This window comes from Qipengyuania sp. ABI-127-1, assembly GCA_022953095.1.
Classification (GTDB): domain Bacteria; phylum Pseudomonadota; class Alphaproteobacteria; order Sphingomonadales; family Sphingomonadaceae; genus Qipengyuania.
Genome location: JALJCR010000004.1, coordinates 1 through 16,173, shown reverse-complemented (window position 1 = coordinate 16,173; position 16,173 = coordinate 1). Strand labels below are relative to the sequence as shown.

The window sequence follows — 16,173 nt, the reverse complement described above, 5'->3', positions numbered from 1 at the left end:
GCCAGGCGATTCAATTGGGTATCGCGCAGACATTCGAGTAGGACTCTGCCCGGGCAGAGGAGATAGCGATGGATACTTCAAGGCTGATGTTTCGCGAGGGCCTGATGGAGGGCGAGCGCATCCTCGTCACCGGCGGCGGCACCGGACTTGGCAAGGAAATGGCGGAAGCCTTCCTCAAACTCGGCGCCGAAGTGCATATTTGCGGGCGGCGTCAGGGCAAGCTCGACGAGGCGGCCAAGGAACTCGGCGAGAGGCACGGCGGAAAGATCGTCGGACATGCCTGCGACATCCGCGATCCCGATGCGATCCATGCCATGGTCGATGCGATCTGGGACAGTGGGCCGCTTACCGGTGTGGTCAACAATGCCGCAGGCAACTTCATCAGCCGGACCGAGGATCTTTCGGTCAATGGCTTCAATGCCATCAGCGACATCGTCTTCCGCGGCAGCTTCTACGTCACGCTCGATGTGGGCAAGCGGCTGATCGAAGAAGGCCGCAAGGCCAGCTTCCTCTCCATCCTGACCACGTGGATATGGAACGGCGGCCCCTTCGTGGTGCCGAGCGCCATGAGCAAAGCGGGCCTGAATGCGATGACGCAGAGCCTCGCGGTGGAATGGGGCCGCTATGGCTTGCGCTTCAATGCCATCGCGCCGGGTCTATTCCCCACCGACGGGATGAGCGCGCGCCTTTCGCCCGGCGGGAGGGGCGGCAATTCTCACGATGATATGAACCCGATGGGCCGCCATGGCGAAATGCACGAAATCGCCAATCTCGCCGTCTTTCTGATGGGGCCGGGTGCGGCTTGGGTAAACGGCCAGACGATCGCCATCGACGGCGGCGGTTTCCAGACGCATGGCGGCAACTTCTACACCGCGCTCAAGGACATGGGCGACGAGCAGTGGGAAGCGATGCGCGCGATGATCAAGGGCACGAATGCCAAGGATAAGGCGGATAGATCGACCTAGGTCCCGCAGCGCATTCGGTTTTTGTTGAGCCTCAGGCGCCGACGGCCGCGCCCGCGGCCTTAGGCTATCCTCGCTCACACGCCCTTCGGGCGCGTCGCTGCGGGGGCGCAGTCGCGCTAGCCTCGCCTGACGGCTCGGAGACTATTGCAAACCCTGAGGGACGCCCGCGATCCGGGCCGAGATGGCCCGGCAAGGTCAAGCGGCCGCCCCGCAGCGGGTGCAGCTTGCTGCACGCATAGCGAGGACGCGCCGACGGATGTCGGTGCGAAAAACAAGGAATCCATTTTTCTTCGAAAAATGGTGCTGCTGGGGAGGATTGAACTCCCGGCCTCACCCTTACCAAGGGTGCGCTCTACCACTGAGCTACAGCAGCACGTCGTGCCCGCCGGAAATGCCAGCGGGGTGGAGGCGCGCGCTAATGGCAGACGCGGCGCATAAGTCAACCTTCGCTTGCGGCTGGAGCCGATTTTCGCAAAAGGAATGCGCCATGAACGCCCGAAATGACAAGATGACACGCGAGGAGCGGCTCGCTGCGAAACTTCGTGAGAACCTGCGCCGCCGCAAGGCGCAGGGGCGGGAAATGCGCGAATCGGACGAGCAAGGCCTTTCCAAGGACGATACGGCCAGCTAACGCGCCTTGCTCATTGTTGTCCCGCTTACGCGGGGATGCGGTTCCAGCCCACTCCCCACCCGGCCACCCGGACAGTATCTTGCCGTGGGTGCCGGGGGAGTGGGCTGGAACCGGAAACGGGAGCAGATATGTCGAAACTCATCCTTGTCCGCCACGGCCAGAGCGAGTGGAATCTCGCCAACCGCTTCACCGGCTGGTGGGATGTCGACCTCACGGAAAAGGGTGTGGCCGAAGCGCGCGAGGCAGGCGAGCTGATGAAAGCCAAGGGCGTGCTGCCCACCACTGCGTTCACCAGCGTCCAGAAGCGTGCAATCAAGACGCTCAACATCGCGCTCGAAGCCTGCGACCGCCTGTGGATCCCGGTCACGCGCGACTGGCATTTGAACGAGCGCCACTATGGCGGGCTGACCGGCCTCGACAAGCAGCAGACACGGGAGAAGCATGGCGACGAACAGGTCCATGTCTGGCGCCGTAGCTTCGACGTGCCCCCACCCGAGCTCGAGCCGGGCAGCGAATTCGATCTGTCGAACGACCCGCGCTATGCGGGGATCGACGTGCCGCGCACCGAAAGCCTCAAGCTCACCATCGAGCGCGTGCTGCCCTATTGGGAAAGCGCGATCCTGCCGCAACTCGGCAAGGGCGAAACGGTCATCATCTCCGCCCATGGCAATTCCTTGCGCGCGCTGGTGAAGCATCTGTCGAACATTTCGGACGACGAGATTACCGGTCTCGAAATTCCGACCGGCCAACCGATCGTCTATGAATTCGACGGCATGCAGGTGTCGGGCGACCGCTACTATCTAAAGGATGCCTGAGATGAACGCCAAGGTCGCCATCGTCATGGGCAGCCAGTCCGATTGGGACACCATGACCTGCGCCGCCGAGGTGCTCGAAGAGCTGGGTGTCGAAAGCGATGTGCGTATCGTCTCGGCCCATCGAACGCCGGATCGCATGTATGATTTCGCCAAGGGCGCGGCAGATGCGGGCTTCGAGGTAATTATTGCAGGCGCGGGTGGCGCCGCGCATTTGCCCGGCATGATCGCCGCGCTGACCCATGTTCCGGTGCTTGGCGTGCCCGTACAGTCAAGGGCCTTGTCGGGCGAGGACAGCCTGCTTTCGATCGTCCAGATGCCCGCCGGCGTACCGGTTGGAACACTGGCTATCGGCAAGGCGGGCGCGACCAATGCGGGCCTGCTTGCCGCCGCGATCCTCGCCAATCACGACTCCGCGCTTTCGCAGCGCCTGCAGGATTGGCGCGCGGCGCGCAGCGCAGCCGTGACCGAGCGCCCCGTCGACTGATGCTGAAGCGCGGTTCGACAATCGGTATCCTCGGCGGTGGGCAACTTGGCCGAATGATGGCCGTGAGCGCCGCACAATTGGGCTATCGCTGCATCGCCTACGCGCCCGAAGGCGACAATGTCGTCAATCAGGTGTGCGACGATCTGTTCGTGAACAAGTGGAACGAAACAGCAGCCCTTGCCGCCTTTGCCGCGCAGTGCGACGTAGTCACCTGGGAATTCGAGAACGTACCCGTCGCCACGGCCAATGCTATGCCGGAAGGACGCATTTTTCCGCATCCACGCGCGCTCGAAACGGCCCAGGATCGCCTCGCCGAGAAGCGCTTCGTGGAAGGGCTTGGCGGCCGACCCGCCGCTTATGCACGGGTCGATTCGCGCAGCGATCTCGAGGCGGCGGTCGATCGGCTGGGCGCGCCCGGCATCCTCAAGACCCGGCGGGACGGCTATGACGGCAAGGGCCAGTGGCGGATCGGATCGGACCGCGATGCACAGGGCCTGCATCTGCCCGACGTCCCGCTGATCTACGAAGGTTTCGTCGAGTTCGAGGCCGAATTCTCGATCATAGTCGTGCGCGGACAGGATGGCGAAATCCGGTTTTGGGATTCGGCGCGCAACACGCATGAAAATGGCATTCTGGCCGCTTCCACCCTGCCCGCGGGCGACATCATCGAAGCCCAGGTGGACGAAGCGCGCGAGCTGGCCCGCCAGGTCGCCGATGCGCTGAAATATGTCGGCGTGCTGACGCTTGAATTCTTCGCCACGCATGAAGGGCCGATCTTCAACGAGATGGCCCCGCGCGTGCACAATTCGGGCCACTGGACGATCGAGGGCGCGGTCACCAGCCAGTTCGAGAACCACATTCGCGCGGTCGCTGGCCTACCGCTGGGCGATACGGCGACCATCGCCAGATCCGTCACCATGACGAACATCATCGGCGCCGACATCAAGACGGCGCAAGAACAGCTGGCCGCGGTCGACACGCACCTGCACGATTACGGCAAGGCCGAGGTCCGCGAGGGACGCAAGATGGGCCATGTGACCCGGCTCGAACGGTGAGCCTGTTCCTGATCTATGCCCGCGCGGCCAATGGCTGCATCGGCAAAGACGGCGTGCTGCCATGGCACCTGCCCGCCGATCTGAAGCGCTTCAAGGCGCTGACCATGGGCCAAGAGAACCAAGGCCTGCCGATGATCATGGGCCGCAAGACCTTCGAGAGCCTGCCGGGCCTGCTGCCGGGCCGCCGTCATATCGTACTGACCCGCCGCGAGCGCTGGGATTCGACGGGCGCGGAAATTGTGCGTTCAGTCGAAGAGGCGCTGTCTGTCGCAGGAGACGGCGACGTGGCCGTCATCGGCGGCGCTGCGATATACGACGTGTTCAGGGAACATGCCGACCGTATCGAGCTGACCGAAATTCACGCGGAATTCGAAGGCGACACTTTCATGAAACCGCTCGGTCCCGAATGGAACGTGATCGGCCGCGAGGATTTCGCAAGCGAAGGCGACCTGCCTGCCTATAGCTTCGTCACGCTGGAGCGCGCGGCGTGATGCGCAAGCTGCTCATGGGCATCCTCGGCCTGATCCTCGTCGCGCTCGCCGGGTTCTTCCTGCTCGTACCGGGAATGGCCGAGCGGGACATGAACAAGATCGATGGCAAGCCGCTGATCGAAATCTCGGACGAGGCGAGGGCGTTGCACGCCAGCCTCGAAATCGTCGACCTCCATGCCGATACATTGCTTTGGAAGCGCGATATCCTCGACCGGGCGGAGCGCGGCCATGTCGACCTGCCGCGGCTGCGCGAAGGCAATGTCGCGCTGCAGGTCTTCTCCAGCGTGACTAAAACCCCGCGAGGGCAGAACTACGATTCGAATTCCGCCGACAGCGACAACATTACGCTGCTGGCGATCGGCCAGATGCAGCCGGTGCGAACCTGGGGTAGCCTGCTCGAACGCTCGCTATGGCATGCCGAGAAACTGGAGCGGGCATTCGAGGCCGGGCGCGAAGAAATCTATCAGGTCTGGACCCCGGCGGACCTCGATCGCCTGATGGCGGCACGTAAGGACGCCTCCAAGCCGGTCGGCGCCCTGTTCAGCGCCGAAGGCCTGCAAAGCCTCCAAGGCAATCCCGACAATCTCGACCGGCTTTATGCGGCAGGCATGCGCATGGCGGGGCTCACTCATTTCTTCGACAACGAACTGGCCGGGTCGATGCACGGGATCGAAAAGGGCGGCCTCACACCGATGGGGCGCGATGTGATCCGCCGGATGGAGCGCATGGGGATGATCGTCGATATCGCCCATTGCAGCCACCAATGCGTCGCCGAGGTACTCGCCATGGCGCAGCGGCCGGTGGTCTCCAGCCATGGCGGCGTGCAGGCGACCTGCCAGGAAAACCGCAACCTCACCGACGCAGAAATTCGCGGGGTCGCGGCGACCGGCGGGATCATCGGTGTCGGCTATTGGGAAGGCGCGGTGTGCGACACCTCGCCGCGCGCCACCGCCAGGGCGATGAAACATATTCGCGACCTAGTCGGGATCGAACATGTGGCGCTGGGCAGCGACTATGACGGCGCGGTCACCGTGCGCTTCGATACCTCGCAACTGACCCAGGTTACGCAGGCGCTGCTCGACGAGGGTTTCACCGAGGACGAGATTCGCGCGGCGATGGGTGGCAATGCGCTGCGGGTGATCGGTGAAGGGCTGGTGCCGCAGGAGACCACGCGATGAGATGGCTCGATCACCGCGAACCGCTGCCCGAGAGCCTGCGTGGCGCGATCATCGCATTGGGCAATTTCGACGGCTTTCACCTCGGCCACCAGGCCGTGGCGGGCGAGGCGATTCGCTGGGCGCGCGCGGAAGGCCGTCCCTCGATCATCGCGACATTCGATCCGCATCCGGTGCGCCATTTCAAACCCGATGCACCGCCTTTCCGGCTGACGACGCTCGAACAGCGGCAGGAACACTATATCGCCGCCGGGGCGACCGCGATGCTGGTGTTCCATTTCGACGGCGAACTGGCCGGGACCACGGCAGAGGATTTCGTGGGCAGGCTGCTCGGCGATCATCTCGGCGTCGCGGGCGTCGTTACCGGCGAGGATTTCACCTTCGGCAAGGCGCGGGGCGGCAATTTCGACAACCTGGTGAGCCTCGGCAGGGATGTCGGGATCGAGGCGCGCGCAGTGCCGCCGGTGATGGATGGCGGAAAGCCCGTATCCTCCAGCCGGGTGCGCGATGCGCTGCGCGAGGGCGATCCGCAGGAGGCTGCGCGCCTGCTTACCCGCCCCTTCGCCATTCGCGGCGTGGTTCAGCACGGCGACAAGCGCGGGCGCGAAATCGGCTATCCCACGGCGAACCTGCCGGTCGAACAATATCTGCGCCCGAAATACGGCGTCTACGCCGTGACCGGGCGCATCCTGTCGACCGGGCAGGAACTGAAGGGCGCGGCCAATATCGGCGTGCGCCCGCAATTCGACCCGCCCAAGGAATTGCTCGAGCCCTATTTCTTCGATTTCTCCGGCGATCTCTACGGGCAGGAAATCGAAGTCGCCTTCCACCACTTCCTGCGCGGCGAGGCGAAGTTCGATTCGCTCGAGGGGCTGATTGCCCAGATGGAAAAGGATTGCGACGAGGCCAGGCGGCTGCTCGGCTGACCGAAACTCTTTCCACCGCGCCCCAATTCGGTTAGCGGCTCGCCTCTATGTCCGAGAAGCGCGATTACAGAGACACGGTCTTCCTGCCCAAGACCGATTTTCCCATGAAGGCCGGCCTCCCCGCAAAGGAGCCGAAGATTGCCGCGCGCTGGGAAGAGGAAGGGCTTTACCGCCAACTGCGCGAAGCGCGCGCCGGGCGCGAGAAATTCATCCTGCATGACGGCCCGCCCTACGCCAATGGCGACATGCATATCGGGCACGCGCTCAACCACACGCTCAAGGACATGGTCTGCCGCACGCAGAACCTGATGGGCAAGGACGCGCCCTATGTCCCCGGCTGGGATTGCCACGGCCTGCCGATCGAATGGAAGGTCGAGGAGCAATACCGCAAGAAAAAGCGCAGCAAGAACGAGGTCCAGCCGAAGGAATTCCGCGCCGAATGCCGCGCCTACGCCCAGAAATGGGTCGATGTGCAGCGCGAGCAGTTGAAGCGCCTCGGCATCATGGGCGACTGGGACAATCCCTATCTGACGATGCAGTTCGAAAGCGAGGCGACCATCGTTGCCGAGCTGATGAAATTCGCCGAAGCAGGCAATCTCTATCGCGGCTCGAAGCCGGTAATGTGGAGCCCGGTGGAAGAAACCGCGCTGGCCGAGGCCGAGGTCGAATACGAGGACCTGACCGACAGCCCGCAGATCGACGTAGCGTTCGAGATCACTGAGAGCCCGATCGAGGAGCTGGTCGGCGCGCATGCGGTAGTGTGGACGACGACGCCTTGGACGATCCCGGTGAACCAGGCGATCGCATACGGTCCGGAGGTTGAGTATGTTAGGCTCGAGTTTGTCGCGTTCAACGCGCTCGAAGACGTCGATGCTCAGCATACAAAATCGACACCATTGGACCATCCGTGGAGCGGCAAGACCGTCCTAGTGGCGGCAGAGCTAGCTGAACAACTTAAGGGAAGGCTTCTCAACCAGCTAATGCGGGAGAATCCTGCGAATCTTACTCAGCCGAAGTATGGTTTGGAGTATGGCGTTCGCGGCAAACTGCGAGGCTCCGACCTCGCCGGGACCGTCGCGCGTCATCCCATCTACGACCTCCTCCTCTCCCGTCAGCCCGGACTTGATCCGGGCCAAGGCTTCTCTTCTGCGATGGCAGCGGAAGGCAGCACCACCCCGGATCAAGTCCGGGGCGACGACGGTAGTCAGGTCGCGGCGTGGGAAAAGGCGCTCGCATTCTACGCCAAGCCGCGACCCTTCCTGCCGGGCGATTTCGTCACCACCGATAGCGGCACCGGTCTCGTCCACATGTCGCCCGACCATGGCGAGGACGACTTCCTGCTCTGCCGCGAGCATGGGATCGAGCCGGTCTTCGCGGTCATGGCCGATGGGCGCTATCGCGACGACTGGCCGTGGCTCGGCGGCGAGGACGAGCGTCGGCGCAGCGTCATCAACAAGCCGTTCAATGCGCCCGAAGGCCCGATCTGTTCGGATCTGCGCGAAGCGGGCGCGCTGCTATCGGCGAGTGCCGATTACGAACACTCCTACCCGCATTCGTGGCGCTCGAAAGCCAAGGTAATCTATCGCTGCACACCCCAATGGTTCGTGCCGATGGACAAGCCGTTAGACGTCGTCCCAGCGAAAGCTGGGACGACGTTGAGGGAACGCGCCATGTCCGAAATCGAGCGCGTGCGCTTCGTGCCCGAGAAGGGGCGCCGCCGGATCGGCTCGATGGTCGAAGGCCGCCCCGACTGGGTGCTCTCGCGCCAGCGCGCCTGGGGCGTGCCGATCACGCTGTTCGTGCGGCCTGACGGTTCCTATTTGCAAGACCCGGACGTCAACGCCCGCGTCGTCGTCGCGGTGCGCGAAGACGGCGTCGATGCCTGGGACGAGGCGCGCAAGGCCGAATTCCTCGGCCCCGAGCACGATCCGGACGAGTTCGAGATGGTCACCGACATTCTCGACGTCTGGTTCGATTCGGGCTGCACCCACGCTTTTACGCTGGAAAGCGGGCGCTGGCCTGCGCTCAAATGGCCCGCCGATCTCTATCTCGAGGGCAGCGACCAGCATCGCGGCTGGTTCCAGTCCTCGCTGCTCGAAAGCTGCGCCACGCGCGGCCGGGCGCCCTACGACCAGGTGCTGACGCATGGCTTCACCATGGCCAGCGACGGGCGCAAGATGTCCAAGAGCCTCGGTAACACGATCGATCCGCTCAAGGTCATGGAACAGTACGGGGCGGACATCATCCGCCTGTGGGCACTGAGCGTCGATTCGACCGAGGATCACCGCATCGGCGACGAGATCCTCAAAGGTACGGGCGACCAGTACCGGAAGCTGCGCAACACCTTCCGCTATCTGCTCGGCGCGCTTGACGGATTTGTCGGCGATATGAGCGATGTCGGCGAAGTGCCCGAACTGGAGCTCTACGTCCTCGCCCTGCTCGCCGATCTCGACGGAAAGCTGCGCCAGGCGGCGGAGAATTACGACTTCACCGCCTATACGCGGCTGCTGGTCGATTTCTGCAACGAGGACCTGTCGGCCTTCTACTTCGATATCCGCAAGGACGTGCTCTATTGCGACGGGCCGGACAGCGTGAAGCGCAATGCCTATCGCACCGTGCTCGACCTGCTGTTCCACGCGCTGGTCCGCTATGCCGCGCCGGTGCTGGTGTTCACTGCCGAGGAAGTGTGGTCGACCCGCTATCCCGACGGTGGCAGCGTCCACCTGCTTGAATGGCCACAGGTTCCCGGGGTCGGCGCAGATGGCGCCCGGTGGGACAAGCTGCGCGAATTGCGTGAAGACGTGATGGAAGCGATCGAGCCACTGCGGCGCGACAAGGTGATCCGCTCGGGGCTGGAGGCCGACGTGGTCGTGCCCGCCGCGGCGGTGCCCGAAGGCTTCAGCGATGCCGATCTCGCGGAACTGTTCATCACCGCGTCAGTCACCCGCAGCGATAGCGACACGGTGACGGTCACACGGACAAACGAAAGCAAGTGCGGGCGCTGCTGGCGCCTACTGCCATCGGTCGAGGAAGACGGCGATCTGTGCGATCGCTGTCAGCCCGTCGTCGCCCAATGGGATGCCGCCCGATGAACGCCGTGATGAAGAACCGCCTGATCGGCTGTGTGGTCGCGCTGGCGATCTTTGCCGCCGATCAGTGGAGCAAGAATTACGTCACCAAAGTGCTCGGTATCGACCGGGTCGGCGACGCCATGGAACTTCTGCCGATCTTCGACCTGCGCTTCACGCGCAATTTCGGCGTGTCGCTGGGTATGTTCGAGGCGACCAGCCCCGAAATGCGCTGGGGCCTGGTCCTCGTCACCGCACTGATCGCGCTGGTCGTGACGGTGTGGATGCTGCGCGAAAAACTGCTCGGCGATATCCTCGCGCTGTCGCTGATCCTCGGCGGGGCGCTGGGCAATATCAAGGACCGCTACGCGTTCGGCTATGTCGTCGATTTCGCCGATCTGCATTTCGGGGATTTTCGCCCCTTCCTCATTTTCAACGTCGCCGATGCGGCTATCACCATCGGCGTAGTCATCGTCCTTGCGCGGGCCTTCTTCATGCGCGACAAGGATGAACAAGAGGTCGATGGCCTCATGAACAACAAGGCGGCCGACGCCGCGGAGAGCAAGCAATGACCCAATACGCCCGTATCGCCCTGATCGCCGGCCTCGGCGCCATGACCGCAGCCTGCGGTGGCGGGGGCCTGCTCAACCGTGACCGGCCCGACGAATTCGCCGTCCAGCGCCAGGCTCCCTTGGTGGTGCCGCCCGAATTCAACCTCGTTCCCCCGCAGCCCGGCGCCCCGCGCCCGGCCGAAGGCAGCGCGGCACAGCAGACTCTCGAAGCGCTCTTTGGCGGCCCGCAGGCACGCAGCGACGTGGAGACGAGCCTGCTCGAACGCGCAGGAACCGCGGCACCTGGAATCCGCAGCGCTGTGGGTGACCCGGATACCGCGACTGTCGCCAAGGGCAGCGTGACCCGCGACATCATTGCCGCGCCCGAAGGCGACGGTGCGAGCGCGAGTGCGGTGATCCCCGGGTAAGGGCTTTTGTTTTGCGAACCCGCCTCCGCGGGTTCGTCCTCGCTCGACATGCAGCAAGCTGCACCCGCTGCGGTGCGGCCACGTGGCCTTGCCGGGCCTCCCCCGGCCCGGACCTGGTGCGAATCCTGATGTTGGCGAAAGTTCCGAACCGTAGGCGAGGCAAATGCGACCGCCAGGTCGCGTGAACGAGGATAGCCTAAGGACCCGGACAGGCCCGCCGGTGCTTGAGGCCAAACAAAAACCTCTCTTCTTTAGCCCTCTGCCGTTGGAACGGCATTGCTCTCGCGGCTCACCAGCAGCTTGTCGATACGTCGGCCATCCATATCGATCACCTCGAAACGCCAGCCCTGATCGGTGAAATAATCGCCTTCGCCGGGAAGGCGCTTCAGGACGTGCAAGGCAAAACCGGCAGCCGTGCCAAATTCGCGGTCCTCGCCATATTCGATCGCCAGCCGATCCGCGAGAACGTCGGCGGAAAGCGAACCCGCGACCAGAAGGCTGCCATCCTCACGTTCGACGATACCCGGCGCTTCGCCCGGATCCTGATCGCTGACAAAATCGCCGACCAGCGCGGTCAGCAGGTCGACCGGCGTGACGATCCCGTCGAGATGCCCGTATTCGTCGTGGACCATGGCCATCGCGACCTCTGCCTGCTGCAGAACCCGTAGAGCGTCCACGGCATCGAGCTGGTCGGGCACGACCTCCGCCTTGATCATCAACGACTGCAGATCGACCGCCTGCTTCGCCACCAGCCGGGTCAGGATCTCGCGCACCTTGACCACGCCCAAAATCTTGTCGGGCGACCCTTCCGCCACCGGCAGCAGCGAATGAGGGCTTTCATCGAGCACAGCGCGAATCGCATCTTGATCGGCTTCGATATCGATCCAATCGACCTCGGTACGCGGCGTCATCAATTCACGCACGGGCCGCTGGGCGAGGCGGACGACACCCTGCAACATCTGATGTTGTTCATGTTCGATCACACCCGAGCGTGTCGCCTCGGCGAACAGCATATGGAGTTCTTCGGCGGTCACCGCGCTCTGACCCGCCGGCCTTACGCCAAGCAGACGGATGAGTGCGCCAGAGGATATATCCAGCAACCACACCACCGGAGCGGCGATTCGCGCCAACATCTCCATGGGCCGTGCCATGACAATCGCGATCGGCACCGCAGCGCGCAGCGCGACCTGTTTGGGCACCAGCTCGCCGACCACGAGGCTGAGATAGGTCGTCACGGCTATGACCGCGGCGAAGCCCGCCTCCTGCGCCCAGCCGGTCGGGAAACCGATAGCGGCGAGACGCTCGCCCACGGGGCCGCCAAGGCTCGAGCCCGAATAAGCCCCGGCAACGATCCCGATCAATGTGATTCCGATTTGGACCGTGGAAAGGAACTTGCCCGGCTCCGCTGCCAGTTCCAGCGCAATCTTGGCGCCGCCGTTCCCCTGCTGCGCCGCCGCCCTGAGGCGGGCGGTACGGGCAGAGACGATGGCCAGTTCACTCATGGCGAAAACGCCATTCAGCACGATCAGCCCGGCAATGATCAGCAGGTCGGTCCAAGGAAAGGGTGTCACAGGGCGGGGGCTAGCACAAAACCCGCCTCGTGCCAGCGGGCTGTGCGACTTATCTGCAATTGCGCTGGAACGCTGCGGTGACTGAGCGGTTTGGGCAGATGTGACGCGGGTGGGCGCGTCCGGTACCGTTCGCCCGGCCTCGGCCCCCTTATTCGGGCCTGGAGCTACACATGATGGGGAATATCATATGAAAAAGTCGCGCATTCTTACCGCCAGCCTGGCCGCCGTATCGCTTATGACCGTTTCGGCCTGTGTCACCGATCCCAACACCGGCGAGAGAAAAGTCTCGCGCACCGTTCTCGGCGGGGCCGGGGGCGCCATCGTCGGGGGCCTGCTTGGCGGGGTGATCGGCGGCAAGACCGGGCGCATCATCGGCGCGGCCGCAGGCGGCGTTGCCGGCGGCGCGGTCGGTTACAAGATGGACCAGCAGATCAAGGAACTGAAAGAACAGACCGCCGGATCCGGTGTCGACGTTTCGGAAACCGATGGTGGGGAAGCGATCCTCGTCAACCTGCCCGACGGCGTGACCTTTGCCACCGGCAGCTACACGATCTCGCCGGGCTTCCGCGACCTGCTCGATCGCGTGGCGAGCAGCCTCACGCAATATCCCAACAGCCTGATCGATGTGTACGGCCATACCGACACGGTCGGTTCGGCGCAGTCGAACCAGCGCCTATCCGAACAGCGGGCGCAAGCGGTGTCCAACTATCTGATCTCGCGCGGGGTCAGCTCTTCGCGCATTCGCTGGATGGGTTTCGGCGAAACGCGGCTCAAGGTTCAGACCGCCGATGGCGTGAACGAACCGCTCAACCGGCGCGTCGAGATCAAGATCATTCCTTTCGACGAGCAGGATGTGCAGGCAGCGCAGGGACAGGGGTACTAGACGCCCGCCCTTCGCAATATCCGCAACCATTCGGGGTCGGCCTTCGGGTCGGCCCTTTTTGCGTGGGGTCAGGACCTCCGTCCTGACCGTTCTGCACCGGCCCACTCCCCCACCCGGCCACCCACGGCACGGTAACTTATGGGGGGCCGGTGCAGCCGCGAGCTATCGACGGAGGTCGGTGGCGCACCTCATATCAGCCTACCCAATCCGCTTCGCCAAGCGCTCGACCGCTGCTCCATGGATATCGGGCGCGCTGACCAGGACTCCGAAAGCACGCGGGTCGCGCTTGTTGTAATCCAGCTTGTTGCCATAGGCGTCGCTAACCGCGGCCCCCGCCTCGCGCGCGATCATTCCGGCCGCGGCAATATCCCATTCGAAACCCCAGCGCACGGTGGCGACAAGGTCGGCCTCGTCGGCGGCCACCATGGCAATACGCAGCGCTATCGAGTTGGGCTGGTCGACGGTGATCAGATCGCCATCGGTCTTGGGCAGAGCAAAGGCAGGCACGCGCGATCCGGGAAATTCCCGCCGCGTGCTGGCATGAAGCCTCTTGCCGTTGCGAAACGCCCCCTGTCCGGCAACGGCCTGCCAGACTTCCCCTCGCGCCGGCGCGCACAGCGTACCGATGAGCGGCCGACCAGCGCTGATCAGCGCGACGGACACCGCCCAGCCGGTTCGTCCGCGAATGAAATCGCGCGTCCCGTCCACGGGATCGACCAACCAGATCAGGTCATGATCGAGACGAGACGAATCGTCGGCGGTTTCCTCGGACAGCCATCCGGCCGAGGGGAGCAGCGCCCCCAGCTCTCGCTTGAGAAAGGCATCGACCGCTAGGTCCGCCTCGCAAACCGGGTCTCCGGGTTTCTTCTCCCATGAATCCAAGGCGTTCCCCGCCCCCGGCCACAGGCCGAAGGCGATCCGTCCCGCTTCGGAGACGATGGATTCCAGGCGCTTGCTGTCGATCATGGGTGCTCGGGTCGCCAATGTACCGGAAAGTCGGTCTTTTCAAGCGCGCCCAGACATGCTTATGGCCCACGCGACACCCAACTCCCCCACGCGCATCACGCGAAGGACGACGCTTCGACATGAACATTCACGAATACCAGGCCAAGGAACTGCTCGCGAAATACGGTATCGGCATCCCCGCCGGTCATGCCGCGCTGACCGTGGAGGAAGCGGTCGAAGGTGCCAAGCAGCTTCCGGGTCCGCTTTATGTCGTCAAGGCGCAAATCCATGCCGGCGGGCGCGGCAAGGGTAAGTTCAAGGAACTCGGCCCGGATGCGAAGGGCGGCGTGCGCCTGTCCAAGAGCATTGAGGAAGTCGAAGCGAACGCCAGGGAAATGCTCGGTAACACGCTGGTGACCGTGCAGACCGGCGATGCGGGCAAGCAGGTCAACCGCCTCTATGTGACCGACGGGGTCGATATCGCCGAGGAATATTACCTCTCTATGCTGGTCGACCGCGCCACGGGCCGCGTCGCCATGATCGTTTCGACCGAAGGCGGCATGGACATCGAGGAAGTCGCGCATTCGACGCCGGAAAAGATCACCACCATCACCATCGACCCGGCGCAGGGCTTCATGCCGCACCATGGCCGCGCGGTGGCCTTCGCGCTCAAGCTGACGGGCGATCTCAACAAGCAGGCGCAGAAGCTGGCCAGGCAGCTTTACACCGCCTTCATGGATCTCGATTGCGAAATGCTCGAGATCAACCCGCTGGTTGAAACCGAAGACGGCAATCTCCTCGTCCTCGACACCAAGATGAGCTTCGACGGCAATGCGCTGTTCCGCCACAAGGATGTCGAAGCGCTGCGGGACGAGACCGAGGAAGACCCGGCCGAAGTCGAAGCGAGCGAATACGATCTCGCCTACATCAAGCTTGACGGCAACATTGGCTGCATGGTCAATGGCGCAGGCCTCGCCATGGCGACGATGGACATCATCAAGCTGAACGGTGCTTTCCCGGCCAACTTCCTCGACGTGGGCGGCGGCGCGACGACCGAGAAGGTCACCGCGGCGTTCAAGATCATCCTCAAGGACCCGGCGGTCGAGGGTATCCTCGTCAACATCTTCGGCGGCATCATGAAGTGCGACGTCATCGCCAACGGTATTGTTCAGGCGGCGAAGGACGTGAACCTTTCGGTTCCGCTGGTCGTGCGCCTCGAAGGCACCAATGTCGAAGAGGGCAAGGCTATCCTCGACAATTCGGGCCTCCCGATCGTCAGCGCCGACGACCTGGGCGACGCTGCCCGTAAGATCGTCGCCGAGGTGAAGCAGGCGGCCTGACCGGCCGCCACGCTTCGGCTCAGTTCGTCCGCTCGAAGCGGAAAATCAGTTCGTTGATCTCGCTGCCATTGCTCTTCATGCGCACGGCGGCGAGCAACCCGTTCTCGCCGTCGCAGCGCAAGGTCAGGGAGCGGAAATAGGCCGCGCATGGCTCCATGGCGATGAGGCGGAAGGTGAGCATGTCGTCCTTCTCCTCCCATCCGGTCAGGTCGGCATTGAAGTGCTTGAGGCGCAGGACCAGCGTGCCCTCTTCCTCCATCAGGTAGAGATGTTCGGTGAAGCGAATCGTCTCCGCATCGGCTTGCTGGACGAAGGTGCCGACCATCGTTCCGCCTGTTGGCGGGAGCCAGCTTTCGTAGGCAGGCTGACCACCGATGCCTTCGCCCGCCCAGTGACCGACCAGCCAGCCCATCTGCTCCAGCGTCGCCGGAGGCGGCACATGGCCATCGGGCGCGGTGCGTGTCTCCTGCGCCAGTAGCGGATTGGAAATCAGCCCCGAAAGGCTTGCGATTAGGGGCCAAACGCGCATGGGACACCTCCTGTCTCGTGGCGTGAAACTATGCCTCGCGCCAACCATAGTAAAGACTGAGCCATCCGCCGCTTGACCTGTCCCGCGCGCCGCGCGAGGGATCGGCCAAGTGTCACGTTCCGGCACACCGCCTTGCTTGACGTTTACGTAAACGCAAGCTAGGCGGGCGGCACAGGTTTCAAGTCGAGAGGAAGGTATTGCATGAAAATCCTCGTCCCCGTGAAGCGGGTGATCGATTACAACGTCAAGCCGCGCGTGAAGGCGGATGGGTCTGGCGTTGATCTTGCCAACGTCAAGATGAGCATGAACCCGTTCG

Annotated in this window: 16 protein-coding genes, 1 tRNA gene and 1 pseudogene; 14 read left to right on the top strand and 4 right to left on the bottom strand. The window is 63.7% G+C overall.

All coding sequences use genetic code 11. From position 1 onward, the window contains the following. The first annotated feature begins 68 nt into the window (after nt 1-68). Nucleotides 69-965, top strand: a complete 897-nt coding sequence (locus MUY37_RS14945; protein WP_499196158.1) for an SDR family oxidoreductase — start codon at nt 69-71, stop codon at nt 963-965. Between the two features lie 298 nt (nt 966-1,263). On the opposite strand, the gene MUY37_RS14940 is transcribed toward MUY37_RS14945, so the two are convergent. Further along, nucleotides 1,264-1,338: transfer RNA gene (locus tag MUY37_RS14940), tRNA-Thr, on the bottom strand. A 114-nt stretch (nt 1,339-1,452) separates the two neighbouring features. On the opposite strand from MUY37_RS14940, the gene MUY37_RS14935 reads away from it, so the two are divergent. The 10 genes from MUY37_RS14935 to MUY37_RS14890 all read left to right on the top strand — a co-directional run bounded on the left by MUY37_RS14935 (nt 1,453) and on the right by MUY37_RS14890 (nt 10,589). Then, nucleotides 1,453-1,596 carry a hypothetical protein gene (locus tag MUY37_RS14935; RefSeq protein WP_499196157.1) on the top strand — a complete coding sequence of 48 codons (144 nt, stop codon included), beginning with the start codon at nt 1,453-1,455 and terminating at the stop codon, nt 1,594-1,596. Between the two features lie 128 nt (nt 1,597-1,724). After that, nucleotides 1,725-2,411, top strand: a complete 687-nt coding sequence (gene gpmA / locus MUY37_RS14930) for a 2,3-diphosphoglycerate-dependent phosphoglycerate mutase (RefSeq protein WP_499196156.1) — start codon at nt 1,725-1,727, stop codon at nt 2,409-2,411. Between the two features lies 1 nt (nt 2,412). Beyond that, nucleotides 2,413-2,895: a 5-(carboxyamino)imidazole ribonucleotide mutase gene (gene purE / locus MUY37_RS14925; RefSeq protein WP_499196155.1), complete on the top strand. Its 483-nt coding sequence runs from the start codon at nt 2,413-2,415 to the stop codon at nt 2,893-2,895. Continuing rightward, nucleotides 2,895-3,950, top strand: a complete 1,056-nt coding sequence (locus MUY37_RS14920; RefSeq protein WP_499196154.1) for a 5-(carboxyamino)imidazole ribonucleotide synthase — start codon at nt 2,895-2,897, stop codon at nt 3,948-3,950. The genes purE and MUY37_RS14920 overlap by 1 nt, the downstream gene beginning before the upstream one ends. Next, nucleotides 3,947-4,441, top strand: coding sequence for a dihydrofolate reductase (locus tag MUY37_RS14915; RefSeq protein ID WP_499196153.1), 495 nt, complete (start codon nt 3,947-3,949; stop codon nt 4,439-4,441). Before MUY37_RS14920 ends, MUY37_RS14915 begins: the two co-directional genes overlap by 4 nt. Further along, nucleotides 4,441-5,619, top strand: a complete 1,179-nt coding sequence (locus tag MUY37_RS14910) for a dipeptidase (RefSeq protein WP_499196152.1) — start codon at nt 4,441-4,443, stop codon at nt 5,617-5,619. Before MUY37_RS14915 ends, MUY37_RS14910 begins: the two co-directional genes overlap by 1 nt. Continuing rightward, nucleotides 5,616-6,542, top strand: a complete 927-nt coding sequence (locus MUY37_RS14905) for a bifunctional riboflavin kinase/FAD synthetase (protein WP_499196151.1) — start codon at nt 5,616-5,618, stop codon at nt 6,540-6,542. Before MUY37_RS14910 ends, MUY37_RS14905 begins: the two co-directional genes overlap by 4 nt. Before the next feature lie 47 nt (nt 6,543-6,589). Then, nucleotides 6,590-9,634 carry an isoleucine--tRNA ligase gene (gene ileS, locus MUY37_RS14900; protein WP_499196150.1) on the top strand — a complete coding sequence of 1,015 codons (3,045 nt, stop codon included), beginning with the start codon at nt 6,590-6,592 and terminating at the stop codon, nt 9,632-9,634. Further along, the gene (gene lspA, locus MUY37_RS14895) at nt 9,631-10,182 is read left to right on the top strand and encodes a signal peptidase II (RefSeq protein ID WP_499196149.1); all 552 of its coding nucleotides are present in this window, start codon (nt 9,631-9,633) and stop codon (nt 10,180-10,182) included. Before ileS ends, lspA begins: the two co-directional genes overlap by 4 nt. Further along, nucleotides 10,179-10,589 (top strand): DUF3035 domain-containing protein, encoded by a 411-nt coding sequence (locus MUY37_RS14890; protein ID WP_499196148.1) that lies wholly within the window; start codon nt 10,179-10,181, stop codon nt 10,587-10,589. The genes lspA and MUY37_RS14890 overlap by 4 nt, the downstream gene beginning before the upstream one ends. Nucleotides 10,590-10,840: 251 nt before the next feature. Here the strand turns inward: MUY37_RS14890 and MUY37_RS14885 are convergent, their stop codons facing one another. Continuing rightward, on the bottom strand, nt 10,841-12,160 hold the full coding sequence (locus MUY37_RS14885; RefSeq protein WP_499196147.1) for a hemolysin family protein: 1,320 nt from the start codon (nt 12,158-12,160) through the stop codon (nt 10,841-10,843). Nucleotides 12,161-12,347: 187 nt separating this feature from the next. On the opposite strand from MUY37_RS14885, the gene MUY37_RS14880 reads away from it, so the two are divergent. Continuing rightward, on the top strand, nt 12,348-13,043 hold the full coding sequence (locus MUY37_RS14880; protein WP_499196146.1) for a YiaD family glycine zipper/OmpA-like lipoprotein: 696 nt from the start codon (nt 12,348-12,350) through the stop codon (nt 13,041-13,043). A 198-nt stretch (nt 13,044-13,241) separates the two neighbouring features. On the opposite strand, the gene MUY37_RS14875 is transcribed toward MUY37_RS14880, so the two are convergent. Further along, on the bottom strand, nt 13,242-14,009 hold the full coding sequence (locus MUY37_RS14875; RefSeq protein WP_499196145.1) for a 3'(2'),5'-bisphosphate nucleotidase CysQ: 768 nt from the start codon (nt 14,007-14,009) through the stop codon (nt 13,242-13,244). 119 nt (nt 14,010-14,128) lie between these two features. Between MUY37_RS14875 and sucC the strand changes: the two genes are divergently transcribed. Beyond that, nucleotides 14,129-15,328, top strand: a complete 1,200-nt coding sequence (gene sucC / locus MUY37_RS14870; RefSeq protein WP_499196144.1) for an ADP-forming succinate--CoA ligase subunit beta — start codon at nt 14,129-14,131, stop codon at nt 15,326-15,328. Between the two features lie 19 nt (nt 15,329-15,347). Here the strand turns inward: sucC and MUY37_RS14865 are convergent, their stop codons facing one another. Beyond that, nucleotides 15,348-15,857, bottom strand: coding sequence for a DUF6265 family protein (locus tag MUY37_RS14865; RefSeq protein ID WP_499196143.1), 510 nt, complete (start codon nt 15,855-15,857; stop codon nt 15,348-15,350). 201 nt (nt 15,858-16,058) lie between these two features. Here MUY37_RS14865 and MUY37_RS14860 point away from each other — a divergent pair. Continuing rightward, a pseudogene (locus tag MUY37_RS14860) lies at nt 16,059-16,173 on the top strand (electron transfer flavoprotein subunit beta/FixA family protein); the annotation flags it as partial.